Origin of the sequence: Streptomyces bungoensis (genome assembly GCF_001514215.1) — a bacterium.
GTDB lineage: Bacteria > Actinomycetota > Actinomycetes > Streptomycetales > Streptomycetaceae > Streptomyces > Streptomyces bungoensis.
Genome location: NZ_KQ948862.1, coordinates 63777 through 86881, shown reverse-complemented (window position 1 = coordinate 86881; position 23105 = coordinate 63777). Strand labels below are relative to the sequence as shown.

Here is a 23105-nt window from a genome sequence, read left to right as displayed (position 1 = left end):
AATGTTCGCCCCCGGCGCCGAACGGTCGGCGGCGCTGCCCCTGTCCGGGACGATACACCAGGATCGTCACTCAGGGACATAGGTTCTCTACGCTGCGTGACGAACGACGGAGACCGGGCAACCGTCCGCGTCCGGAGGATTGCGGAGGGTACCGGAGCCGGGTTACGACCCTGTGGTGAGGATCACGTTCCGCAGCGGCTCGTGGTTCACGAAACGGGTCAACTGGTCCACGAGCAGCCGCTTGGCGCGCGGCAGGAAGGCTGAACTGGGCCCGCCCACGTGCGGGCTGATGAGCACGCCGGGCGTCTGCCACAAGGGGTGGCCCGGCGGCAGCGGCTCGGGGTCGGTCACGTCCAGCGCCGCGGTGAGGCGGCCGCTGTCCAGCTCCGCGAGCAGCGCCTTGGTGTCGACGACGGGTCCGCGGGCCACGTTCACCAGCAGCGCCCCGTCCTTCATCCGGCCGAGGAACTCGGCGTCCACCAGCCCCCTGGTCTCCTCGGTCAAGGGCGTGGAAAGGATCACGACGTCGGCGTCCGGAAGCAGAGAGGGCAAATCGGTGAGCGGATGCACCAAACCGCGCGCCGTGGTGCGCTTGGAGCGCGCAACGCGCGCCACCCGCGCGAGCTCGAAGGGCGCGAGCCGGTCCTCGATGGCGGCACCGATCGCGCCGTAGCCGACGATGAGGACGCTCTTGTCGGCGAGGGAGGGGTGGAACGCACTGTGCCAGCGCCCCTCCGCCTGGGCGCGCACGAACTGCGGGATGCCGCGCAGGGAGGCCAGGGTCAGGGCCAGCGCGAGTTCGGCGGTGCTCGCCTCGTGCACCCCGCGCGCGTTGCACAGCCGGACTCCCGGCCGGATGTCCGACAGCCGCGCGGTGACGTCGTCGACGCCGGCCGTCAGCGTCTGGATGACCCGGACGCCGGTCAGGTGCTCCAGCGGGCGCACCTTCACCGGCCACCGCTTCATGTACGGCACCACGTACAGGACGCAGTCCGCCGGGTCGCCGGGAAACTCCTGTTCGCCGTCCTCGCCCCCGTCCCAGAACAGGTACCGGGGCCCCGCGGGCAGCCCCTCGATCTCCTGCGGCGGGATGGGAAGCCATACGTCTGCAGTCATGGGAAGGAGGCTATGTCAGCCGTACTGGTGTGCGGAGGTTAGGTTGGGGCCCGGACGAGGGAGGTTCACGGGCACGTGGAGCGCAGGACGATCGGCGCGGGGGCGCTCGCGGTGGGGGCCGTCGGACTCGGGTGCATGCCGATGAACTGGGCGTACAGCACCTCACGGCAGCGGGGGGACGAGTCGCTCAGAACCGTGCACCGGGCGCTGGACGCCGGCTCGACCCTGCTGGACACGGCGGACATGTACGGCCCGTTCACCAACGAGCTGCTGCTGGGGCGGGTGTTGAAGGAGCGGCGGGCCGACGCCTTCGTGTCGACGAAGGTGGGGCTGCTGGTGGGCGATCAGCACATCGTGGCCAACGGCCGCCCCGGCTACGTGCGGCGGGCCTGCGACGCCTCGCTGCGGCGCCTGCAGACGGACGTGATCGACCTCTACCAGCTGCACCGCGCCGATCCCGAGGTCCCCGTCGAGGAGACGTGGGGCGCGATGGCCGAACTGGTGCGGGCCGGCAAGGTGCGCGCGCTGGGCCTGTGCGCGGTGGGCGCCCGGGCCCGCCGCCGCTCCGGGGCACGGCTGCACGACGCCACGCTGCGCCAGCTCGAGCGGGTGCAGCAGGTGTTCCCGGTCAGCGCCGTGGAGGCCGAGCTGTCGGTGTGGTCGCCGGAGGCGCTGGAGGCACTGCTGCCGTGGTGCGCGGCGCGGGGCGTGGGCTTCCTGGCGGCGATGCCGCTGGGCAACGGCTTCCTGACCGGCACACTGACCCCCGGCGAGGGCTTCGAACCGGACGACGTACGCGCCCGCCACCCCCGCTTCACGGCCGAGATGATGGCCGCCAACCAGCCGATCGTCGCCGGTCTGCGCCGGGTCGCCCGCCGGCACGGCGAGGGTGTCACCGCCGCCCAGGTGGCCCTGGCCTGGGTACTCGCGCAGGGCCCGCAGGTGGTCGCGGTGCCCGGCACCAAGCGGGCGCGCTGCGCGGAGGAGAACGCGGCGGCCGCGGCGCTCCGGCTGACACCGGAGGACCTGGCGGAGGTGTCCGGGCTGCCGGCGGCCCGGGGGTCCTGGGACTGACGTCCCGGCATGCGGTGCGGGCGGAACGGGAACCCGGGCGGCGCGCGCGGTGTATGAGAGGGGGAAGACCTGCCACTGGATCACCGCCTCGAAGGGACCTTGATCGTGCGACGTCGAGCTGTGACGGCCGTGCTGGCCGCGACCGCGCTCCTGCTGACGGCGGGCTGCTCCTCCGGGGACGGCGGACCGCCGGCCGTCCGGCCGCCGTCACCGCCGGGCCCCGCCTCCTCGTCGGCCCGGCCCACGGAGACGGCCCCGCCCGCCAAGGGCTCGGTGCGGGTGCTGCGCACGGTGGCCGAGGGCCTGAAGACGCCGTGGGGCCTGGCGCCGCTGCCCGGCGGGGGCCTGCTGGTCTCCTCTCGCGACGACGGCACGATCGTCCGGATCGACCCGAAGACGGGGAAGAAGACCGAGCTGGGCCGGGTCTCCGGGGTCTCCCCGGCCGGCGAGGGCGGGCTGCTGGGCATCGCCCTGTCCCCGGACTACGCCTCGGACCACATGATCTACGCCTACTTCACCTCGGCCTCGGACAACCGCATCGTCCGGATGCTGTACGACGAGCGCAAGCCGGCCGGTGAACAACTGGGCGCCCCCGACACGGTGTTCAAGGGCATCCCGAAGGGCGTGATCCACAACGGCGGCCGGATCGCCTTCGGCCCGGACGGGATGCTGTACGCGGGCACGGGCGAGAGCGGCGACCGGGGCCTGGCCCAGGACCGGAAGTCCCTGGGCGGCAAGATCCTGCGGATGACCCCGGAGGGCGAACCGGCGCCGGGCAACCCCTTCCCCGGCTCGGTGGTGTACTCCTACGGCCACCGCAACGTCCAGGGACTGGCCTGGGACGGCAGACAGCGGCTGTTCGCCTCGGAGTTCGGCCAGGACACCTGGGACGAGCTGAACGCCGTCAAGCCGGGCGGCAACTACGGCTGGCCCGACGCCGAGGGCAGGTCCTCCGACCCCGCCTTCCAGAACCCGGTGGCCCAGTGGCACACCGACGACGCCTCCCCCAGCGGCATCGCCTACGTCGACGGCGTCATCTGGATGGCGGCGCTGAAGGGACAGCGCCTGTGGCGGATCCCCCTGCGGGGCACGAAGGCCTCGGCGGCCCCGCAGTCCTTCCTCCAGGGCCGGTACGGCCGTCTTCGCACGGTCGTACCGGCCGGCGGCGGCAGGGTGTGGCTGGTGACGAGCAACACCGACGGGCGCGGCACGCCGAAGAAGGGCGACGACCGGGTGCTGGAGCTCCAGGTGAGGTGACGCCGGCTCCCTCTCGGCCGTGCGAGCGTGCCGGCCGCCGTCATCCGGCCACCAGCCGGTCCTCCGCCTCCGGCGGGAACAGCCCCATCCGGTGGGCCAGCGCCGCCGCCTCACCCCGGCCGGAGACGCCGAGCTTGGCCAGGATGTTGGAGACGTGCACGCTCGCCGTCTTCGGGGAGATGAACAGCTCCTCGGCTATCTGGCGGTTGGTGCGGCCGGCCGAGACCAGGCGCAGGACGTCCCGCTCCCGGCTGGTCAGGCCCAGGGCGTCGGCCGGGTCGGCGGGCGCGAGGGCCCGGCGCGGGGCGTGGGTCAGGGTGAGCCGGGCCCGCTGGGCGAGCCGGGCGACCGCGTCGGCGAGGGGGCGGGCGCCGAGGTGGCCGGCGACGGCACCGGCGAGCCGCAGCAGTTCCAGGGCTCGCTCGCGCTCCTCCTCGCCGCCGTGCGCCAGCAGGGCCTGGGCGAGGCGGTGGCGGACCCGGGCCAGGTCGTAGGGGCGGTCCAGGCACTCGAAGGCGGTGACGGCCTCCGCCCAGGCGGCGGCGCTGTCGCGGCCGTCGGCGCGGAGCAGTTCGGCGCGGGTCCACCGGTCGTAGGCGGCCCACAGCGGTGCGCCGGTGGTGAGCGCGCGGGCCGCTGTGCGCAGCCGGTCGAGCAGTTCCTCCCGGCCCGGTTCGGCTGCGGGCAGGGCGCGGGCGTCGGCCTCGGCGGTGGCGGCGGCCAGCAGCAGGGGCCAGGCGTAGCGCTGGGTGCCGGCCGGGAAGCCGGTCTCCAGCGCGGTGAGGAGTTCGGCGCGGGCGTCGAGGATCCTGCCCTCCGCGGCCGCGACGCCGAGCGCGACGCGGGCGACGGGCAGCCACTGCTGGGGCATCGGGTCGTGGGTGCCGTAGCGGGCGCGGGCGGTGGCGAGCCGGCGGGCGGACTCGGCGATGTCGCCGCGCGCCAGGGCGAGGTGGGCCAGGCGCAGGGCGCCCGAGCCCTGGGGCTTGGCGCTGTGGCCGACGCGGATCGCGTTGCGGGCGGCCTCGGCGGCCTCCTCCCACCGGCCGAGCGCGTACAGCGCGTCGGAGAGGTTGCCCCACACCCACGCCTCGTCGTCGAGCAGCCCGTGCCTGCGGGTGAAGGCGACGCCCGCGCGCAGGATCGGCTCGGCCTCCCGGTCCCGGCCGACGCTCTGCAGCTCGGACGGCAGGTTCACGTGGGCGCGGCCCACGACGTGGGTGACGCCTTCGGCCAGCGCGTCCGCCATGGTCTGCCGCATCTGGGCGAGTCCGGACTCGATGTCGCCGGAGTCCACCATGAGGCCGCCCAGGGTGAGCCGGGCGTTCAGTTCGATCTCGCGGGCGCCGACCATGCGCGCGTACTCCACGGCCCGCTCGGCGGCGGCGAAGGCCTCGGGGCCGGGCCGGTGCAGCATGGACCAGTTGGCGGCGAGGGCGAGGACCTCGGCGTGCACCTCCGACGGGGGCAGGCCGCGCACCAGCTCCTGGGCGGTGGCCAGTTCCCGCCATCCGTCGCCGCGGGCCAGGGACTGGACGAGCCGGGAGCGCTGCACCCAGAACCAGGCGGCCCGCAGCGGGTCGGGGTCGTCCTCCAGCAGGCGCAGCGCCCGCCTGACGATCTTCAGGGCGCGTTCGCGCTCCCCGCCGAAGCGGCCCGCGACCACCGCCTCCGCCATCAGGTCCAGGTAGCGCAGGGGCGTGGTGGCCGGGTCGCAGCCGCACGGGGGGTAGACGTCGGTGTAGTCGACCGGGCGCAGGGCCGAGCGGACCTCCTCGGGGGCGGTCTCCCACAGTTCCATCGCCCGCTCCAGGAGCCGGAGCTGCGCGGAGTAGGCGTGCCGGCGGCGGGCGACGACGGAGGCGTCGAGGACGGCGGGCAGGGCCCGGGCGGCGTCGCGTGCGTGGTACCAGTGGCCGGCCAGGCGCATCACGCGCTCATCGGCCGGGAGGAGCGTGGCGTCGGCCTCGAGTGCCTCGGCGTAGCGGCGGTTGAGACGGGAGCGCTCGCCGGGCAGCAGGTCGTCGGCGACGGCCTCGCGGACCAGGGCGTGCCGGAAGCGGTAACCGTCGCCCGCCGGGGTCACGGTGAGGATGTTGGCGCCGACGGCGGCGCGCAGCGCCTCGATGAGGTCGTCCTCGGTGAGCCGGGCGACGGCGGCGATCAGCCCGTACTCCACGGTGCAGCCGCCCTCGGCGATCACCCGGGCGACCTGCTGGGTGCTCTCGGGCAGCGCCTCGACGCGGACCAGGAGCAGGTCGCGCAGCGAGTCGGTGAGTCCGGTGCAGCAGCCCTCGCAGGCGGCGACGGCGAGTTCCTCGACGAAGAAGGCGTTGCCGTCGGAGCGTTCGAAGATCTCGTCGACCTGGGCGGGGTCGGGCTCGGTGGCGAGGATCCCGGCGATCTGGCGGGCGACCTCGTCGCGGGTGAACCGGGCGAGTTCGATGCGGCGGACGGTGCGCAGCCGGTCGAGTTCGGCGAGCAGGGGGCGCAGCGGGTGACGGCGGTGGATGTCGTCGGCGCGGTAGGTGGCGAGGACCAGGAGCCGGCCGGTGCGCAGGGTGCGGAAGAGGTAGGACAGGAGGTGGCGGGTGGAGGCGTCGGCCCAGTGCAGGTCCTCCAGGACGAGCACGACCGTGCGCTCGGCGGCGACCCGCTCCAGCAGCCGGACGGTGAGTTCGAACAGGCGGGCCATGTCCTGTTCGTCGTGGCGGCCGGCGGGGGCCTCGCCGAGTTCGGGCAGCAGCCGGGCCAGCTCCTCCTCCTGTCCGGCGCCGGCGGCGGCGAACTCCTCCGGCAGGGCCTCGCGCAGGGTGCGCAGCGCGGTGGAGAAGGGGGCGAAGGGCAGCCCGTCGCCGCCGATCTCCACGCACCCGCCCACGGCGACGACCGCCCCGGCGCGGCAGGCCGCCGTGGTGAACTCCTCGACGAGGCGGGTCTTGCCGACCCCCGCCTCACCGCCGAGCAGCAGCGCCTGCGGCTCTCCCCCGGCGGCGGCACGGGCGAGCGCCTCGTTGAGCGTGTCCAGTTCCTCGGCGCGGCCGACGAACACGGGACTGACGGACCTTGTCTCCACGGGCCCGAGCATCGCACGGGCCCGGGAGGTCGGGGCACCCCTTTTCCACAGGTCCGGTGCGATGGTCGTACCGGTGGGGGGACGGGGTGTACCGGCGGCCGGGAGAGTCGTAGGACCCGTGCGCGGACGCGGCCCCGGGCCGCCGGCGGCGTCCACCGGTCCGGAACTCACGCGGTGCGCGGGAGCCGGGGCCGGCGCGAGCGGCCGGTATGGCTCTCGGCACCCGCCCCGGCGTGCCGGGCGGCCTCCTCGCGGCGGGCGGCGCGGCCGGAGCGCACGGCCTCGCGGGCCAGGCGCTCCTGGTCGGCCGCGCGGCGCAGTTCGGCGGAACGCGTCCGGTGCAGATCGAGCTCGTACATGGCGTGTCCTTCGGGGAGTCGGTGTGGTGCGTCGCGTTCTGCGATGCCTCCACACTCGTCTCCCAGGGGGGTGCGCCACATCGGGAGAGTTCCGCATCTTCGCGGGCCCGGCGGGCCCGGGACACGGGTAAGGGGCCTCAGGAAGGTCCGTAAGGCGGGCACGGACTCCCTAAGGCCCCTCGGGACCTGCGGTTCCTCAGCTCGTCGAGGGCAGGGCGAGCAGCGCGTCGGTGTACTTCAGGACGGCCAGCAGCAGGCCCAGCACGCCGAGCGCGACGCCCGCCCAGGCGACCGACCTGATCCACGGGGCCTGCGGGCGGCCCGGCGCGCCGAACGCGGGCCGGGCCAGCACGGCCACGCCGGTGACCAGCGCGGCCAGGGCGAACAGGCCGGCCCACAGGGCGGTCGCGTGCCAGGCGTCGCCGTAGACCGCCTTGATCTGCTGGGCGACGCCCGCGCTGGACGAGGTCCGCAGCTGGCCCACGAGCTGCTGGTGGGCGCCGGCGACCGTGCCGATCCAGCCACCGCTGAGCGAGACCAGGCCCAGCGCGGCGGAGACGACGGCACCCGCGCCCTGGCCGGCCCCGGACGGTCGCCCGCCCCCGGCGGCCTCAGTGGCTCCGGCCGGCTCCGTGGCCTCGGCCTGCTCCGCGGCTTCGGTCTGCTCCGCGGCTTCGGTCTGCTCCGCGGCTTCGGCCTCGACGGCCTCGGTCTTCGTGGCTTCCGCCGTCTGCGTGGGCTCCTCCGGTGCCCTTTCGTCGTCGGTCCGGGTCGTGTCCGCTGTCCTGGTTGCCATGCCCGGCACCGTACGGACCCTGTCTGAGAAGCGCCTTAATGATCGGCGGCCCGCCACTCGGGGGCCAGCACCGACCACACCTCGGTGCTGGTGCGCACCCCGCGGTGCGGGTAGTTCTCCCGCAGGACGCCCTCGCGGGTCATGCCGAGCCGCCGGGCCACGTCGATGCTGGGCCCGTTGGCCGACGACACGTGCCACTCCACCCGGTGCATGCCGCGCTCGCCGAACGCCCAGTCGAGCAGTACCCGCAGGCCGCGCGTGACGAGCCCGCGCCCGGCCGCGGCCGGTTCCAGCCAGCAGCCGGCCTCGCAGACCCCGCTCGGGGTGTCCCACACCCGGAACAGCAGGCCGCCGACGAGCCTGCCGTCGAGCCAGATCCCGTGCAGCGCGCCCGCGTCGGCGGCGCGCTTGTCGGCGTAGGACCGGAGCCAGGCGCGGGCGCCGTCCAGGTCGGCCACCACGTCCGGCAGGCCCACGTGCCGGCCGATGAACTCCCGCCCCCGGTCCATGTGGGCGAGCAGTTCCGCGGCGTGCCACACCTCCAGCGGGCGCAGTTCCGCGCCGTCCTCACCCAGGGATATCGCGTACATCGTGCTGCTGCTCCTCCCGCAGTTCCGCGACCGAGACCTCGGCGAGCCTCTCATGCGCGGCGCGGCACTCGGGCGGTTCGATGCTGAGGCGCGGCAGACGGCGCTCCAGCCACGCGGGCAGCCACCAGTTGGCGGCGCCGAGCAGGTGCATCAGGGCGGGCACGAGCAGGGTGCGCAGCACGAACGCGTCGAGGGCGACGGCGCAGGCCAGGGCGATGCCGAACATGGCGATCACCCGGTCGCCGCTGAGCACGAAGGCGAGGAAGACCGAGATCATGATGACCGCGGCGGAGTTGATCACCCGGCTGGTCTCGGCGAGGCCGACGCGCACGGCGCGCCGGTTGTCGCCGGTCTCCAGCCACTCCTCGTACATCCGGCTGACCAGGAAGACCTGGTAGTCCATGGAGAGCCCGAAGAGGACCGAGACCATGATGACCGGCAGGAACGGCTCGATCGGGCCCGCTCGGCCGAGGCCGAGGAGTTCGCTGCCCCAGCCCCACTGGAAGACGGCGACGACGATCCCGAACGCGGCGGCGACGGCGGCGACGTTCATCACGGCGGCCTTCAGCGGGATGCCGACGGAGCGGAAGGCGACGAGCAGCAGCAGACAGCCGAGCCCGATGACCACCGCGACGAACAGCGGCAGCTTGCCGACGATCACATCCGCGAAGTCGTCGTAGCTCGCCGTGACGCCGCCGACCGCCAGGTCCAGCGAGGTCCCGGTCTGCGCGCGCGGGAGCACCTCGGTGCGCAGCCGGTCGACGAGGTCGCTGGTGCGCTGCGACTGGGGCGCGGAGTCGGGGACGACGGTGAGGTAGGCGGTGTCGCCCAGGCTGTCGTACGTCACCGGGGTGACGGCCGCGACGCCCCGGGTGGCGCGCAGGGTGGTGTCGAGGTCGTCCAGGGCGAGCTTGTCGGCGGCGCCGTCCACCCGCGTCACCAGTGTCAGCGGTCCGTTCACGCCGGGGCCGAAACCCTCGGCGAGCAGGTCGTAGGCCGCCCTGGTCGTGGAGGTGCGGGGGTCGTTGCCCTGGTCGGAGGTGCCGAGGCGGAGGGCCAGGGTGGGCAGCGCGAGCAGCGCGATCACGGCGACGGCGAGGGAGGCGAGCAGCTTGGGCCGGCGTTCGACGAACGCGGACCAGCGGGCGGCGAGACCGGTGGGCACCTCCGGCTGGGGCCCCTGCGCGGCGAGCGTGCGCCGCTCGCGGCGGCTGAGCGCGCGCGGCCCGATGTACGACAGCAGGGCGGGCAGCAGGGTCACGGCGGCCGCGACGGTGAGCAGCACGGTCAGCGAGGCGGCCACGGCGACGCCGTTGAGGAAGCTCAGGCGCAGGATCAGCATGCCCAGCAGGGCGATGCACACGGTCGCACCCGCGAAGACGACCGCGCGTCCGGTGGTGGCGACGGCGTTCGTGGCGGCCTCGGTGACGCTCAGCCCGCGCTTCAGGCCGCGCCGGTGCCGGGTCACGATGAACAGCGCGTAGTCGATGCCGACACCGAGCCCGATCAGCAGGCCGAGCATGGGCGCGAAGTCGGCGACGGGCATGACGTGCCCGAGCAGCCCGATCCCGGCGTACGCGGTGCCGACGCCGACCAGGGCGGTGGCGATGGGCAGCAGCGAGGCGGCGAGCGAGCCGAAGGCGACGAACAGCACCACGGCGGCCACACCCACGCCGACCGCCTCGGCGGTGTGGCCGCGCGCGGAGGCGGTGAGCCCGATGGCGCTGCCGCCCAGCTCGACCCGCAGCCCGTCCCGCTCGGCGGCCTTGGCGGTGTGTACGACGGCCTCGGCCTCGGACTTGCCGATGTCCTCCGTCTGCCGGGTGAAGGTGACGGTGGCGTAGGCCGTACGGCCGTCGGCGCTGATCCGGTGGGCGCCGTGGCGGCCGTAGGGCCCGGTCACCGAGGCGACGCCGGGCAGGCCGGCGATCCGGTCGAGGGTGCGGATCATGGTCCGCTCGACGCCGTGCGCCCGGACGGTGCCGTCGGTGGTGTGCCAGACGACGGTGTCGCTGTCGCCGGCCAGGCCCGGGAAGCCCTCGGTGAGCAGTTGCGCCGCGCGCCCGGACTCGGTGCCCGGCACGTCGTAGTGGTTGGAGTACGCCGTGCCGGCCGCGGCGGCGGCCGCGGTGACCCCGCCGAAGGCGGCCAGCCAGAGCAGGACGGCTACCAGGCGGTGCCGGACACACCAACGGGCGAGGGCTGCCACGGACGTGCTCCCAGAGGGTGATGTGTGGATCTTTGACCGGGAATCGTCGTCCATGAACGGAACAGCCCGCAAAGAACACATGACTATGCGAACGACACTCTTGCAGGTGAAAGTGATCGTTTGTGGTGTTGGGGGGTCTCCCGGTGAGAGTGGGAGGGACGTCACACGGTTCCGGGCGCATCCGGCGCGTCAGTCGAACTGGTCTCCGAGCGCCATCACCATGGCCCCCGCGACCAGCAGCCACAGTGCGCGGCGGGTGCGGCCCCGGTGGCCGAGGACGGCGGCGAGCGCGCACAGGGCGGCACCGGCGGCGTAGGCGACGGGCACGAGGAGCGGCGCCGTGCCGGTGAGCCGGAGCAGCGCGGCGGCGAGCCCCGCGAGGCAGAGCAGGCCCCCGGTGCCGGCGGCCGTCCAGCGGGCCCGCCGGGCCTCGGTGACGCCGTCCGCCGGGCCGTCCGCCCCGGTCGCGACGGTTTCGGCCACGGCGTCGTCGGCCACGGCGGCTCCGGGGCCGGAATCGGTGCGTCCACTCATGGCGGGTGAGCGTAGTACCCGCGCCCCGGCAATCCGGATGCGGTGTGCGCCGGCGGCTGCTAGCGTCCCGGCGTCCGTCCCCGGCACATCGCCGCCGACCGAAGCAGGTGCGTTGTTTGACGGTCCGACCGAGCTCCCCCGCATCCCTCTTCCCTGCGAAGGACCCAAGGAGCCCGTTCACCGATGCCCGACAGCGACCCGAACACGCCCGGCCTCTCCCGGACTGACCGCCTCACCCTCGCCCGCTACCCCCGCAGCAGCCGTTACGACGTCCGCTGGACCATCGAGAACCAGATGGGCCCGCACGCGCTGTGGCTGCTGGAATGGCTGGCCCCGGCCCTCGGCCTGGACCGGCTGCCGCCCGGCGCGCGGGTGCTCGACCTCGGCTGCGGGCGCGCGATGACGTCCGTCTTCCTGGCCCGGGAGTACGGCGTCCAGGTGGTCGCCGCCGACCTGTGGATCGAGCCCGGCGAGAACGCCGTACGCATCGCGGAGGCGGGCGTCGCCGACCGCGTGCTGCCCGTGCGCGCCGAGGCGCACGACCTGCCCTTCGCCGAGAACACCTTCGACGCGATCGTCTCCGTCGACGCCTACCAGTACTTCGGCACGGACGACCTGTACCTGCCGGTCCTGGCCCGGCTGCTGAAGCCGGGCGGGCGGATCGGGGTCGTCGTGCCGTCGCTGCGCGAGGAGCCGGCGGGCACGGAGCCGCCGGAGCATCTCGCGCCGTGGTGGGAGCCGGACTTCTGGTGCTTCCACTCCCCCGGCTGGTGGCGGCGCCACTGGACGCGCGGCGGGGCCGTCGAGGTCGAGGCGGCCGACTGGCAGCCGGACGGCTGGCGGGACTGGCTGCTGTGGTCCGAAGTGGTCGCCGAGGAGAGCACGGCGGAGTTCCACGTCCGGATGGCGGGCCGGTGCGCGGAGATGCTCCGCGTGGACGAGGGGCGCGCACTCGGATTCGCCCGGGTCGTGGGCCGCCGCGGATAGCGCCACGGCCCCGGAGGGTGTCCCCTCCGGGGCCGTGGCGGCAGAGCCTGCTCAGCCCTCGGTTCAGCCCTCGGTGACGCCGAGCTTCTCCAGGATCAGCTCCTTGACGCGGGCCGCGTCGGCCTGGCCGCGCGTGGCCTTCATGACCGCGCCGACCAGGGCGCCGGCCGCGGCCACCTTGCCGCCGCGGATCTTGTCCGCGACGCCCGGGTTGCCGGCGATGGCCTCGTCGACGGCGGCGGTCAGCGCGCCCTCGTCGGAGACGACCTTCAGGCCGCGCTTGTCGACGACCTCGTCCGGGGTGCCCTCCCCCGCGAGGACGCCCTCGATGACCTGGCGGGCGAGCTTGTCGTTCAGGTCGCCCTTCGTCACCAGCTCGGTGACCCGGGCCACCTGCTGCGGCGTGATGGCCAGCTCGTCCAGCGCCTTGCCGGACTCGTTGGCGCTGCGCGCCAGTTCACCCATCCACCACTTGCGGGCGGACGCGGCGTCGGCGCCGGCGTCGATCGTGGCGACGATCGGGTCCAGCGCGCCGGCGTTGAGGATCGCCTGCATGTCGGTGCCGGAGATGCCCCACTCGGCGAGCAGCCGGGTGCGGCGGGCCAGCGGCAGCTCGGGCAGCCCGGCGCGGATCTCCTCGACCCACGCGCGCGAGGGCGCGACCGGCACCAGGTCGGGCTCCGGGAAGTACCGGTAGTCCTCGGCCTCCTCCTTCACGCGGCCCGAGGTCGTGGACCCGGTGTCCTCGTGGAAGTGGCGGGTCTCCTGGACGATCGAGCCGCCCGAGGACAGCACGGCCGCGTGCCGCTGGATCTCGAAGCGGGCCGCGCGCTCCACCGAGCGCAGCGAGTTGACGTTCTTGGTCTCGCTCCGCGTGCCGAACTTCTCGCTGCCCTTGGGCATCAGCGAGAGGTTCACGTCGCAGCGCATCTGGCCCATCTCCATGCGGGCCTCGGACACGCCGAGGGCCCGGATGACCTCGCGCAGCTCGCGGACGTACGCCTTCGCCACCTCGGGGGCGCGCTCGCCGGCGCCGACGATCGGCTTGGTGACGATCTCGATGAGCGGGATGCCCGCGCGGTTGTAGTCGAGGAGGGAGTGCACGGCTCCGTGGATACGGCCCGTGGCGCCGCCGACGTGCGTCGACTTGCCGGTGTCCTCCTCCATGTGGGCGCGCTCGATCTCCACGCGGAAGACCTCGCCGTCCTCCAGCTGCACGTCGAGGTAGCCGTTGAAGGCGATCGGCTCGTCGTACTGGGAGGTCTGGAAGTTCTTCGGCATGTCCGGATAGAAGTAGTTCTTCCGGGCGAAGCGGCACCACTCGGCGATCTCGCAGTTCAGCGCGAGACCGATCTTGACGGCGGACTCGACGCCGGTCGCGTTGACGACCGGGAGCGCGCCGGGCAGGCCGAGGCAGACCGGGCAGGTCTGGGTGTTCGGGTCGGCGCCGAGCGAGGTCGAACAGCCGCAGAACATCTTGGTCTTGGTGCCGAGTTCGACATGGACCTCAAGGCCCATGACGGGGTCGTACGACGCCAGCGCGTCCTCGTACGACACCAGGTCGGTCGTGGTGGTCACGGTGAAAACTTCCCTCTCAGCCCAGCAGGACGTCGTCGTCGCCCAGCCGCTTCAGCTCGCGGTAGAGGATGGCGAGGCCGGTGACGATCGCGACGGCGGACACGGTGGCGTCGATCAGCCGCAGCGTGTCCTGCTCGGCGCGCGCCTTCTTGATCTGCTTGGCGACACCGATCGCGCTGAACGCGGTCCCGGCCATCGACAGGTACGTGCCGGACTTCGACTTCCTGAAGCCCTTGGCCTTGTTCAGTGCACTCACAGTGACGGAGCCTCCTCGAGCAGCGGGTGTCCCCACTTTTCCACGAAGGCGGCCTCCACGGCGGCGCCGACCTTGTAGAGCCGGTCGTCCTTCAGTGCCGGGGCGATGATCTGCAGGCCCACCGGGAGGTTGTCCTCCGGGGCGAGACCGCAGGGCAGGGACATGGCCGCGTTGCCCGCCAGGTTGGTCGGGATGGTGCACAGGTCGGCGAGGTACATCGCCATCGGGTCGTCGGCGCGCTCGCCGATCGGGAAGGCGGTGGTGGGCGTCGTCGGGGACACGATGACGTCGACCTGCTCGAAGGCCTTCTCGAAGTCGCGCGTGATGAGCGTGCGGACCTTCTGCGCGGAGCCGTAGTAGGCGTCGTAGTAGCCGGAGCTCAGCGCGTACGTGCCGAGCATGATCCGGCGCTTGACCTCGGCGCCGAAGCCCGCCTCACGGGTGAGGGAGGTGACCTCCTCGGCCGAGTGGCTGCCGTCGTCGCCGGTGCGCAGGCCGTAGCGCAGGCCGTCGAACCGGGCGAGGTTGGAGGAGCACTCGGACGGGGCGATCAGGTAGTACGCCGACAGCGCCAGGTCGAAGGACGGGCAGTCCAGCTCGACGATCTCTGCGCCCAGCTCCTTGAGCAGTTCGACGGACTCGTCGAAGCGCTGGATGACGCCGGCCTGGTAGCCCTCGCCGCGGAACTGCTTGACCACACCGACGCGCATGCCCTCGACGCTGCCGTTGCGCGCGGCTTCGACCACCGGCGGGACCGGGGCGTCGATGGAGGTGGAGTCCAGCGGGTCGTGCCCGGCGATGACCTCGTGCAGGAGCGCCGCGTCCAGGACCGTGCGGGCGCAGGGGCCGCCCTGGTCGAGGGACGAGGAGAACGCCACCATGCCGTAGCGGGACACCGCGCCGTAGGTCGGCTTCACGCCGACCGTGCCGGTGACGGCGGCCGGCTGGCGGATCGAGCCGCCGGTGTCGGTGCCGATGGCGAGCGGCGCCTGGTAGGAGGCGAGCGCCGCGGAGGAGCCGCCGCCGGAGCCGCCGGGGATCCTGGTGAGGTCCCAGGGGTTGCCGGTCGGGCCGTAGGCGCTGTTCTCGGTGGAGGACCCCATGGCGAACTCGTCCATGTTGGTCTTGCCGAGGATGACGACGTCGGCGGCCTTGAGCCGCTTGGTGAGCGTCGCGTCGTACGGCGGGATCCAGCCCTCGAGGATCTTCGAGCCGACGGTCGTGGGCACGCCCTCGGTGGTGAAGATGTCCTTGAGCGCGAGCGGGACCCCGGCCAGCGGGCCGAGCTTCTCGCCGCGGGCCCGCTTCTCGTCCACGGCGCGGGCCTGGGCGAGGGCTCCGTCCCGGTCGACGTGGAGGAAGGCGTGCACCTTCTCGTCGACGGCCTCGATGCGGGCCAGGTGGGCCTCGGTCACCTCGACGGCCGTGAGCTCGCCGGCGGCGATCTTCGCGGCGGTCTCGGCGGCGGTGAGCCGGATGATGCTGTTCTTGTCCGTCATGGCGGTCACTCCTCCCCCAGGATCTGCGGCACCTTGAAACGCTGCTGCTCCTGGGCGGGGGCGCCGGAGAGCGCCTGCTCGGGGGTGAGCGAGGGACGGACCTCGTCCGCCCGCATGACGTTCGTCAGCGGGAGCGGGTGCGAGGTCGGCGGTACGTCTTGGTCGGCGACCTCGCTGACGCGGGCGACCGCGCCGATGATGTCGTCGAGCTGTCCCGCGAAGTGGTCGAGTTCTTCGGGCTTCAGCTCCAGACGCGCCAGCCGGGCGAGGTGGGCGACCTCCTCGCGCGTGATGCCAGGCATGCAGCGATCCTCTGGGGTGAGTGTGTGTGGTTTGGGGCCAATCCTATGGGTCGGGGCGGGGTGGCCGTTAAACGGTTTCCCCCGGGGCGCGCTCAGCGGTGCCGGGCGTCCCGGGCGGCACTCTCCAGGAAGTGGTTGTCGTACCGCTCCTGCACCTCCAGCAGGCTCTCGGGGGTGAGCTCGCCGAGGCGGATGCGCTGGAGGTGGCGGAAGTACTCGAAGCGCTCGACGCCCGGGGCGATGACGACCAGGAGGTCGGCGGTGGCGCCGGGGACGGCGGCGGTGGGGGTCCCCCCGGCTCGAGCGAAGCCGAGAGTTGGGGGAGTGCGGGCGGTCCGGCGGGACGACGATCAGGTCGCCGCGTTCGGTGGTGACGACGTCGTCACCGGACAGGACCTCGGCGGCGCCGTCGAGCAGGTGGAACATCTCGGCGGAGTGGTGGTGCACGTGCGGGCGGGCTCCGGCGGCGCCCTCGGCGAGGGTGATCCGCACGGTGGACAGCGCGCCGCCGGTGGCGCCGCCGTCGGCCAGCAGCCGGACGGCGACCGGGTCGCCGCCGACCACCTCGGCCTCGGCGTCACGGACCAGTACGGTCTCGTCGAACTTCGGTACGAACAGCGACATCGTCTCCCCCTCGGTTCCCCCTCGGACGTGGCGTCAGACCGCGAAGAGCAGTCCGGCGCTGATCAGTACAACGATCGCGGTGGCGAAGTGGATCCCGAAGGCGACGGCCTTCGCGCCGCCGTGCCGGAGGACTATCAGCGTGTCGGCGAGCGGCACGAGTGCCACGCACACCATGAACCAGGCCTCGGCACGCGCGCCGGCGAAGGCGAGCAGCGCCAGCCCCACCAGGCCGAACGTGCCGTCCCTGAGTCCCTTGACCGACAGATAGGCGCCGGCGTCGCCGCGCGGGTCGGCCGGGACGCCGTAGCCGGCGGCGGCGGGTCCGGGCCGGAACAGGAACCGGTAGCCGAGGAACACGCAGAACAGGTCGAGCAGGACGGCCAGGCAGTACGCGGTGACGGTCATGTCTTCTCCTCGCTAGCAGCGCTAGATACGAGAGTGAAGCTAGCAGAGCTGCGACAGAATGACTAGCACTGCTAGAATCCGGCGTATGACCATCCAGACGCGCCGGGAGCGCGAACGAGCGGAGCGGGAGCGGCTGATCGTCAACGCCGCCCGGGAACTCGCGGAGGCGGAGGGCTGGGACGCGGTCACCACGCGCCGGCTGGCCGCCGAGATCGAGTACAGCCAGCCGGTCCTGTACAGCCACTTCAAGGGCAAGGGCGCGATCATGGCGGCGGTCGCGGTGCAGGGCTGCGCGGACCTGGCGGCGGAGCTGCGGGCGGCCCGTACGGCGGCGCGGGGCACCCGGGAGTCACTGGCGGCGGTCGCGCGGACGTACACGTCCTTCGCGCGGCGCCGCCCGGCGCTCTACGACGCCATGTTCACCCACCTGGTGGACCTGCCGTTCGCCACGCCGGAGGCTCCGCCGGCCCTGTGGGACGCCTTCGACCAGCTGCGGCTGGTGGTGGAGCCGATCGCGGCCGAGGGCGACGACACCGGCCTGCTGACGGAGACGTTCTGGGCGGCCCTGCACGGCCTGGCGACGCTGACGCGCAGCGGCCGGCTGCCGGAGGACGGGCACGAACGGCGGCTGGACCTACTGGTCCGGCACTTCACGGGAGAGTGATCGCGGGAGAGTGAGACGACCGCTCCGCGGCCGCGGACTACTCGGCGGCCGGCAGCGCCGCCCGGGGCCGCTGCCAGCCCCGGGAACCCCGGGCCCGCAGCCACGCCGTCGTCTCCTCCGGCGGCATCGCGGCGGCGACCAGCCACCCCTGCACCGCGTCGCAGCCGAGGTCCCGCAGCCGCTCCCAGGTCTCGTCGTCCTCCACGCCCTCGGCGACGACGAGCAGGCCCAGCGAATGGGCCAGGTCGACGGTGCAGCGCACGATCTCCGCGTCCTCGGTGTCCACGGCCAGCCGGGCCACGAAGGACCGGTCGATCTTCAGCTCGCTGACGGGCAGCCGCCGCAGGTGCACCAGCGACGAGTACCCGGTGCCGAAGTCGTCCAGGGACATCTTCACGCCGTGCGCGGTCAGGCCCGCGAGGGTGTCCGCGGCCCGCTGGGGGTCCTCCAGGAGGACGTGCTCGGTGATCTCCAGCTGCAGCGCCCCGGCGGGGACCCCGTGCCGGGCCAGCCGGGCCGCGACCGACCCCGCGAAACCGGGGCTGTGGACGTCGCGCGGGGAGACGTTCACCGCCACCGGCACCCGCAGTCCCTGCGCCCGCCACCGGGCGACCTGGGCGAGCGCGGTCTCCAGCACGTACTCCGTCAGATGGGGCATCAGCCCCGAGGACTCGGCGATCGCGATGAACTCGTCCGGCGGCACCCTCCCGCGCTCGGGATGCACCCAGCGGACCAGTGCCTCCAGCCCGGCGACCTGGCCGTCGAAGCGGACCTTCGGCTGGTAGTGCAGCTCCACCTCCTGCGCGTCCAGCGCCCGGCGCAGATCGCCCAGCAGGCCGAGCCGGTCCGGGGTGTTGGAGTCCCGCTTGGACTCGTAGACCTCCACGCCCGTGCGGTCGCGCTTCGCCTGGTACATCGCCACGTCCGCCCGGCGCAGCAGGCCCTCGGCGTCCAGGGCGTGGTCGGGGAAGACGGCGACGCCCGCGCTGGCCTCCAGGACGAGGGTGAGTCCGTCGAGGTCGAGCGGGGAGCTGAGGGCCGTGACGAGGCCGCGGGCGACGCGGGTGGCCGAGGTGGTGGAGTCGGCGACGGGCAGTAACACGGCGAACTCGTCACCGCCGAGCCGGGCGGCCTCCGCGCCGCGCGGCAGGGCGAGCCGGAGCCGCTCGGCGATCTGGAGCAGCAGCCGGTCACCGGCGAGGTGACCGAGGGTGTCGTTCACCGACCGGAACCGGTCGAGGTCGATCAGCATGAGGGCGGCGCGGGCGCCGATGCGCTCGGCGTCGTCGAGGGCCGTCCAGATCCGCTCCAGCAGCCACTGCCGGTTGGGCAGGCCGGTCAGCGGGTCGCGCAGTTGCTCCTCTGCGCGGGCGCGCGCCATCCACAGGGTGGAGTCGAGGGCGATCAGCGGGATCGCGAACAGTGGGAGCAGGATCGGCTGGGCGTCGGCGACGACGCACACCAGCGGCGCGATGCCGAGCAGGGCCACGGCGACCAGGCCCTGCCGGATCACCGTGGTGCGGCTGATGGCGGACAGCCCGGAGCCGCGCGGGGCGTGCAGGTACCACAGCAGGCCGCGGCTGACCGCGAGGTAGGCGGCGGCCACCAGCACCACCTCGGGCACGGTGCCGACGCTCCAGCTGTCGGGCCGCCAGGGCTCCTCGACGGTGGGTACGCGCCCGAAGGAGCCGAGCACCAGGCCGCCGGCGCCGATCCCGAGGATGTCGACCGCGCCCTGCAGCAGGCCCTGCCGCCAGCGGTGCCGGCGGGCTGTGCCGACCAGGACGACGACGGTGAGGCTGACCATCCCGGCGGCCACCCAGCCGTAGAGCAGCAGGACGGCGAGCGTGAGGGCCGCGCCGGAGCCGGTGCCGCCCCACCAGCGGGCCCGGCCGAGCATCACGAGGTGGCCGACGATGACGCCGGTGAGCAGAGCGAGCGACCAGCCGAGCGTGCCGCACGGGAAGAGGGCGTGGTTGCCCGTGAAGGCGCGGAGGAGGCCCGCGCCCAGGGCGAGTGCGGCGGCGGCCGTGACGGCCACGGGCCGCGAGGGCCAGGACAGGTGCCGTTCGGCGACGCCGCCGGGCAGCGCGGGGGCGGGCTCGACGGCCGGCGGGACGGTGGCGGGTGCCTCGGGGACGGTGCCCGGTCCGGCCGGGCGCGGCGCCCGGACCCCCGGGCGCTCGCCGCTCCACGCCGCCCACCGGCTCCCCCGCCACGCGCCGGCCCGGCGGCGCAGGCGCAGCCGCGAGTCCGGGGCGGCGCTCTCGGTCGGTTCCATTCCCGTCCCTCTCACAGCCGGCGGTGCCCACGCCACGCGGCCCGACGCCCGACAACCATCAGCGACTCCGCGTCGAAGAACCCTCCCCCGTGCCCCCGGTGGGCAGGAGGATGCCCCAACCGCAGCCGGGCACGGCAGGTGCACATCCCAACAGTAGGCCGCGGAAGGCTTCCTGGGGCAGCGGTCGTCGACGGTTGCCCGAATGCGCCCGGGCCACCCGTATGCAACTGGTATGCGCCGATCGGGTGGCCTTCAACCGCTACTCCCCGGTCGGAAGCGCGACTTCGGCCGCGGCCCCGGGTCCCTGCTCCAGCAGGACCCCGAACCCGTCCTCGTCCAGGACCGGCACCTTCAGCTGCATGGCCTTGTCGTATTTGGAACCGGGGTTGTCACCGACGACGACGAAGGAGGTCTTCTTCGACACCGAACCGGTCACCTTCGCGCCGCGGCTCTGCAGCGCCTCCTTGGCGCCGTCCCGGGTGAAGTTCTCCAGGGTGCCGGTGACGACGACGGTGAGCCCCTCGAGCGGGCGGGGTCCCTCGTCCTCGCCGGACGACTGGTCCTCCAGCGGCACTCCGGCCGCCTTCCACTTGCGGACGATCTCGCGGTGCCAGTCCTCGGCGAACCACTCCTTGAGCGCCGCGGCGATGATCGGGCCGACGCCGTCCGTGCCCGCCAGTTCCTGTTCCGTGGCCTGTTCGATGCGGTCGAGGGAGCGGAACTCGCGGGCGAGGGCCTGCGCGGCCACCGGCCCGACGTGCCGGATGGACAGGCCGTTGAGGAACCGGGCGAGGGGCCGCTGCTTGGCCGCCTCGATGTTCTCCAGCAGCGCCAGGGTGTTCTTCTTCGGCTCGCCCTTCTGGTTGGCGAAGACCGTGGCGACCTTCTCCTCGCCCGTCTTCGGGTCCCGCTTGGGCAGGCCGCTGTCCGGGTCCAGGACGTAGGCCTTGATGGGCAGCAGCTTCTCCACCGTCAGGTCGAACAGGTCGCCCTCGTCCACCAGCGGCGGGTCGGCCGGCTCCAGCGGGCGGGTGAGGGCGGCGGCGGCCACCTGGCCGAAGTGCTCGATGTCCAGGCAGTCGCGGCCCGCGAGGTAGGTGACGCGCTCGCGCAACTGGGCCGGGCAGGTGCGGGCGTTGGGGCAGCGCAGGTCGATGTCGCCCTCCTTCATGGGCCGCAGCGGCGTGCCGCACTCGGGGCACTCGGCCGGCATCACGAACTCCCGCTCGCTGCCGTCCCGCAGGTCGACGACCGCGCCGAGGATCTCCGGGATGACGTCACCCGCCTTGCGGATCACCACGGTGTCGCCGATGAGCACGCCCTTGGCCTTGACGACCTCCTGGTTGTGCAGGGTGGCGAACTCGACCTCGCTGCCCGCCACGGTGACCGGCTCGACCTGCGCGTACGGCGTCACCCGGCCGGTGCGGCCGACGCCCACCTTGATGTCGAGGAGCTTGGTGTTGACCTCCTCCGGCGCGTACTTGTACGCGATCGCCCAGCGCGGCGCCCGCGCGGTGGAGCCGAGCCGGCCCTGCAGGCGGATCTCGTCCAGCTTGACGACGACGCCGTCGATCTCGTGCTCCACGGAGTGGCGGTGCTCGCCGTAGTGGGCGATGAACTCCCGTACGCCGTCGAGGCCGTCGACCACCCGGTTGTGCGGGGAGGTGGGCAGGCCCCAGGTCTTCAGCAGGTCGTAGGCCTCCGAGAGCCGGGTCATGCCCGAGAAGCCCTCCAGGGCGCCGATGCCGTGGACCACCATGTGCAGCGGGCGCGTGGCGGTGACGCGCGGGTCCTTCTGGCGCAGCGAACCCGCGGCGGCGTTGCGGGGGTTGGCGAAGGGCTTGTCGCCGGCCGCGACCAGGCGGGCGTTGAGCTCCTCGAACTTCTCCATCGGGAAGTAGACCTCGCCGCGGATCTCCACGAGGTCGGGCACCTCGTCGGCGGCGAGGCGGTCAGGGATCTCGGCGATCGTCCGGACGTTGGGGGTGATGTCCTCGCCGGTGCGGCCGTCGCCCCGCGTGGCCGCGCGGGTGAGGCGGCCGTGCTCGTACGTGAGGTTGACCGCCAGGCCGTCCACCTTCAGCTCGCACAGGAAGTGGTACGCCTGGTCGCCCAGTTCCCTGGCGATGCGGTCGGCCCAGGCGGCGAGGTCGTCGTCGTTGAAGGTGTTGTCGAGCGACAGCATGCGCTGCCTGTGCTCGACGGCGGTGAACTCCGTCGCGTACGACCCCGACACCTTCTGGGTGGGCGAGTCCGGGGTGCGCAGCTCCGGGTACTGGTCCTCCAGCGCCTCCAGCGTCTTCAGGAGCTGGTCGAACTCCGCGTCGCTGATGACCGGGGCGTCCTTCACGTAGTACCGGAAGCGGTGCTCCTCGATCTGCTCAGCGAGCTGCGCGTGCCTGTCCCGTGCCTCGGCGGGCACTGCCGTCTGAGCCTGCTGCTTGTCGCCGGCCACCGTGTTCCTCCCGTTACTCTGGGTTGTCCGCGAGGGACCTCGCCGCCCGGACGCAGTGGGCGAGCACCTGGCGCGCGTAGGCGGGGGAAGCGCCCGCGAGACCGCACGCCGGAGTGACCGTGACCGCTTCGGCGAGCAGCCCGGGACGCAGCCCCAGCCTGCGCCACAGCGTCCTGACACCCATGACGCTACCGGCAGGGTCCGACAATGGGCCGTCCGTGCCCGGGACGACACCGGCGAACAGCCGGGTCCCGCCCTCCACGGCCTCACCGATCGCCTCGTCGTCACGCTCGGTGAGCAGTGCGGCGTCGAAGGAGACGGCGGCCGCACCGGCCCGGCGCAGCAGGGTGAAGGGGACGTCGGGGGCGCAGGAGTGGACCACGACGGGCCCGCCGGCGTGCACCCCGATCAGGTCCCGGAGGGTGGCCTCGACGACCTGGCGGTCCACGGCCCGGTGGGTGCGGTAGCCGCTCGCGCTCTTGACCTGGCCGCGCAGTACGGCGGTGAGGGAGGGCTCGTCGAGTTGCAGCACGAGCCGGGCGCCCGGGACGCGGCGCCGGACCTCGTCGAGGTGGAGGCGCAGGCCCTCGGCCAGCGAGGCGGCGAGGTCGCGGCAGGCGCCCGGGTCCGACAGCGCGGCCTCGCCGTTCCGCAGCTCCAGGGCGGCGGCCAGGGTCCACGGCCCGACCGCCTGCACCTTCAGGTCGCCCTCGTACCCCTGGGTGAACTCCTCCAGCGCGTCGAGGTCCTCCCCCAGCCAGGACCGGGCCCGCTTCGTGTCCCGGCCCGGCCGGTCCCCGATCCGCCAGCCACTGGGCTCCACGCGCGCGTAGAGCTCGACCAGCAGGCCGGCGGTGCGGCCGATCATGTCGGCGCCGGGTCCGCGCGCGGGCAGTTCGGGCAGGAACGGGAAGTCCTCCAGGCTGCCGGTGACGGTCTTGGCGGCCTCCCGGGCGTCACCGCCGGGCATGGAGCCGACGCCGGTGGCCGCGGGGAAGCCGATCACGCTGTTTTCACTCACCCCCGCAGGGTACGTAACGCGG

Annotated in this window: 19 protein-coding genes and 1 pseudogene; 4 read left to right on the top strand and 16 right to left on the bottom strand. The window is 73.5% G+C overall.

All coding sequences use genetic code 11. From position 1 onward, the window contains the following. Positions 1–162: 162 nt before the first annotated feature. A complete protein-coding gene (locus tag AQJ66_RS23030) occupies positions 163–1116 on the bottom strand; it encodes a 2-hydroxyacid dehydrogenase (RefSeq protein ID WP_061925564.1) in 954 nt (317 codons plus the stop codon). Positions 1117–1191: 75 nt separating this feature from the next. On the opposite strand from AQJ66_RS23030, the gene AQJ66_RS23025 reads away from it, so the two are divergent. Then, positions 1192–2190, top strand: a complete 999-nt coding sequence (locus tag AQJ66_RS23025; protein ID WP_061925561.1) for an aldo/keto reductase — start codon at positions 1192–1194, stop codon at positions 2188–2190. A gap of 120 nt (positions 2191–2310) precedes the next feature. After that, entirely contained in the window at positions 2311–3447 is a 1137-nt protein-coding gene (locus AQJ66_RS23020; RefSeq protein WP_061925559.1) for a PQQ-dependent sugar dehydrogenase, read from the top strand. A 40-nt stretch (positions 3448–3487) separates the two neighbouring features. Here the strand turns inward: AQJ66_RS23020 and AQJ66_RS23015 are convergent, their stop codons facing one another. From AQJ66_RS23015 to AQJ66_RS22990, 6 genes are all read right to left on the bottom strand, one after another. Beyond that, positions 3488–6535, bottom strand: a complete 3048-nt coding sequence (locus AQJ66_RS23015; protein WP_107119018.1) for a helix-turn-helix transcriptional regulator — start codon at positions 6533–6535, stop codon at positions 3488–3490. A 155-nt stretch (positions 6536–6690) separates the two neighbouring features. Next, positions 6691–6882, bottom strand: coding sequence for a hypothetical protein (locus AQJ66_RS23010; RefSeq protein ID WP_061925553.1), 192 nt, complete (start codon positions 6880–6882; stop codon positions 6691–6693). 196 nt (positions 6883–7078) lie between these two features. Beyond that, the gene (locus AQJ66_RS23005) at positions 7079–7678 is read right to left on the bottom strand and encodes a hypothetical protein (RefSeq protein ID WP_061925550.1); all 600 of its coding nucleotides are present in this window, start codon (positions 7676–7678) and stop codon (positions 7079–7081) included. Positions 7679–7713: 35 nt separating this feature from the next. Beyond that, a complete protein-coding gene (locus AQJ66_RS23000; RefSeq protein WP_061925547.1) occupies positions 7714–8268 on the bottom strand; it encodes a GNAT family N-acetyltransferase in 555 nt (184 codons plus the stop codon). Continuing rightward, complete coding sequence (locus AQJ66_RS22995; protein ID WP_061925544.1) at positions 8246–10477, bottom strand: MMPL family transporter; 2232 nt, start codon at positions 10475–10477, stop codon at positions 8246–8248. The genes AQJ66_RS23000 and AQJ66_RS22995 overlap by 23 nt, the downstream gene beginning before the upstream one ends. 189 nt (positions 10478–10666) lie before the next feature. After that, positions 10667–11011, bottom strand: a complete 345-nt coding sequence (locus AQJ66_RS22990; RefSeq protein WP_107119017.1) for a hypothetical protein — start codon at positions 11009–11011, stop codon at positions 10667–10669. A 183-nt stretch (positions 11012–11194) separates the two neighbouring features. Here AQJ66_RS22990 and AQJ66_RS22985 point away from each other — a divergent pair, with 183 nt between their 5' ends. After that, on the top strand, positions 11195–11998 hold the full coding sequence (locus AQJ66_RS22985) for an SAM-dependent methyltransferase (protein ID WP_061925541.1): 804 nt from the start codon (positions 11195–11197) through the stop codon (positions 11996–11998). Positions 11999–12061: 63 nt separating this feature from the next. Here the strand turns inward: AQJ66_RS22985 and gatB are convergent, their stop codons facing one another. The 6 genes and pseudogenes from gatB to AQJ66_RS22960 form a co-directional block, all read right to left on the bottom strand. After that, a complete protein-coding gene (gatB, locus tag AQJ66_RS22980; protein ID WP_061925538.1) occupies positions 12062–13576 on the bottom strand; it encodes an Asp-tRNA(Asn)/Glu-tRNA(Gln) amidotransferase subunit GatB in 1515 nt (504 codons plus the stop codon). Positions 13577–13592: 16 nt separating this feature from the next. Beyond that, entirely contained in the window at positions 13593–13832 is a 240-nt protein-coding gene (locus AQJ66_RS22975; RefSeq protein ID WP_061925535.1) for a hypothetical protein, read from the bottom strand. After that, complete coding sequence (gatA, locus tag AQJ66_RS22970) at positions 13829–15331, bottom strand: Asp-tRNA(Asn)/Glu-tRNA(Gln) amidotransferase subunit GatA (protein ID WP_061925530.1); 1503 nt, start codon at positions 15329–15331, stop codon at positions 13829–13831. The genes AQJ66_RS22975 and gatA overlap by 4 nt, the downstream gene beginning before the upstream one ends. 5 nt (positions 15332–15336) lie before the next feature. After that, entirely contained in the window at positions 15337–15633 is a 297-nt protein-coding gene (gene gatC, locus AQJ66_RS22965; protein WP_006130840.1) for an Asp-tRNA(Asn)/Glu-tRNA(Gln) amidotransferase subunit GatC, read from the bottom strand. A gap of 92 nt (positions 15634–15725) precedes the next feature. Then, positions 15726–16257, bottom strand: a pseudogene (locus AQJ66_RS37495) (cupin domain-containing protein). Positions 16258–16290: 33 nt separating this feature from the next. Beyond that, positions 16291–16662, bottom strand: coding sequence for a DUF4267 domain-containing protein (locus AQJ66_RS22960; RefSeq protein WP_061925528.1), 372 nt, complete (start codon positions 16660–16662; stop codon positions 16291–16293). Positions 16663–16747: 85 nt separating this feature from the next. Here AQJ66_RS22960 and AQJ66_RS22955 point away from each other — a divergent pair, with 85 nt between their 5' ends. Then, complete coding sequence (locus AQJ66_RS22955) at positions 16748–17326, top strand: TetR/AcrR family transcriptional regulator (RefSeq protein WP_061925525.1); 579 nt, start codon at positions 16748–16750, stop codon at positions 17324–17326. 37 nt (positions 17327–17363) lie between these two features. On the opposite strand, the gene AQJ66_RS22950 is transcribed toward AQJ66_RS22955, so the two are convergent. The 3 genes from AQJ66_RS22950 to AQJ66_RS22940 form a co-directional block, all read right to left on the bottom strand. Next, complete coding sequence (locus tag AQJ66_RS22950) at positions 17364–19607, bottom strand: putative bifunctional diguanylate cyclase/phosphodiesterase (RefSeq protein ID WP_061925522.1); 2244 nt, start codon at positions 19605–19607, stop codon at positions 17364–17366. Between the two features lie 259 nt (positions 19608–19866). Next, positions 19867–22062, bottom strand: a complete 2196-nt coding sequence (ligA, locus tag AQJ66_RS22945; RefSeq protein WP_061925519.1) for an NAD-dependent DNA ligase LigA — start codon at positions 22060–22062, stop codon at positions 19867–19869. Between the two features lie 13 nt (positions 22063–22075). Next, the gene (locus AQJ66_RS22940; RefSeq protein ID WP_079060367.1) at positions 22076–23083 is read right to left on the bottom strand and encodes a methionine synthase; all 1008 of its coding nucleotides are present in this window, start codon (positions 23081–23083) and stop codon (positions 22076–22078) included. Between the last annotated feature and the right edge of the window lie 22 nt (positions 23084–23105).

What these genes read in the sequence shown, in the direction of transcription:
- AQJ66_RS23000 (WP_061925547.1), bottom strand. Translation starts at nt 8,268, where the DNA reads ATGTACGCGATATCCCTGGGTGAGGACGGCGCGGAACTGCGCCCGCTG.
- AQJ66_RS22985 (WP_061925541.1), top strand. Translation starts at nt 11,195, where the DNA reads ATGCCCGACAGCGACCCGAACACGCCCGGCCTCTCCCGGACTGACCGC.
- AQJ66_RS22960 (WP_061925528.1), bottom strand. Translation starts at nt 16,662, where the DNA reads ATGACCGTCACCGCGTACTGCCTGGCCGTCCTGCTCGACCTGTTCTGC.
- gatA (WP_061925530.1), bottom strand. Translation starts at nt 15,331, where the DNA reads ATGACGGACAAGAACAGCATCATCCGGCTCACCGCCGCCGAGACCGCC.
- AQJ66_RS23015 (WP_107119018.1), bottom strand. Translation starts at nt 6,535, where the DNA reads ATGCTCGGGCCCGTGGAGACAAGGTCCGTCAGTCCCGTGTTCGTCGGC.
- AQJ66_RS23010 (WP_061925553.1), bottom strand. Translation starts at nt 6,882, where the DNA reads ATGTACGAGCTCGATCTGCACCGGACGCGTTCCGCCGAACTGCGCCGC.
- AQJ66_RS22990 (WP_107119017.1), bottom strand. Translation starts at nt 11,011, where the DNA reads ATGAGTGGACGCACCGATTCCGGCCCCGGAGCCGCCGTGGCCGACGAC.
- AQJ66_RS22955 (WP_061925525.1), top strand. Translation starts at nt 16,748, where the DNA reads ATGACCATCCAGACGCGCCGGGAGCGCGAACGAGCGGAGCGGGAGCGG.
- AQJ66_RS22950 (WP_061925522.1), bottom strand. Translation starts at nt 19,607, where the DNA reads ATGGAACCGACCGAGAGCGCCGCCCCGGACTCGCGGCTGCGCCTGCGC.
- AQJ66_RS23030 (WP_061925564.1), bottom strand. Translation starts at nt 1,116, where the DNA reads ATGACTGCAGACGTATGGCTTCCCATCCCGCCGCAGGAGATCGAGGGG.
- AQJ66_RS23005 (WP_061925550.1), bottom strand. Translation starts at nt 7,678, where the DNA reads ATGGCAACCAGGACAGCGGACACGACCCGGACCGACGACGAAAGGGCA.
- gatC (WP_006130840.1), bottom strand. Translation starts at nt 15,633, where the DNA reads ATGCCTGGCATCACGCGCGAGGAGGTCGCCCACCTCGCCCGGCTGGCG.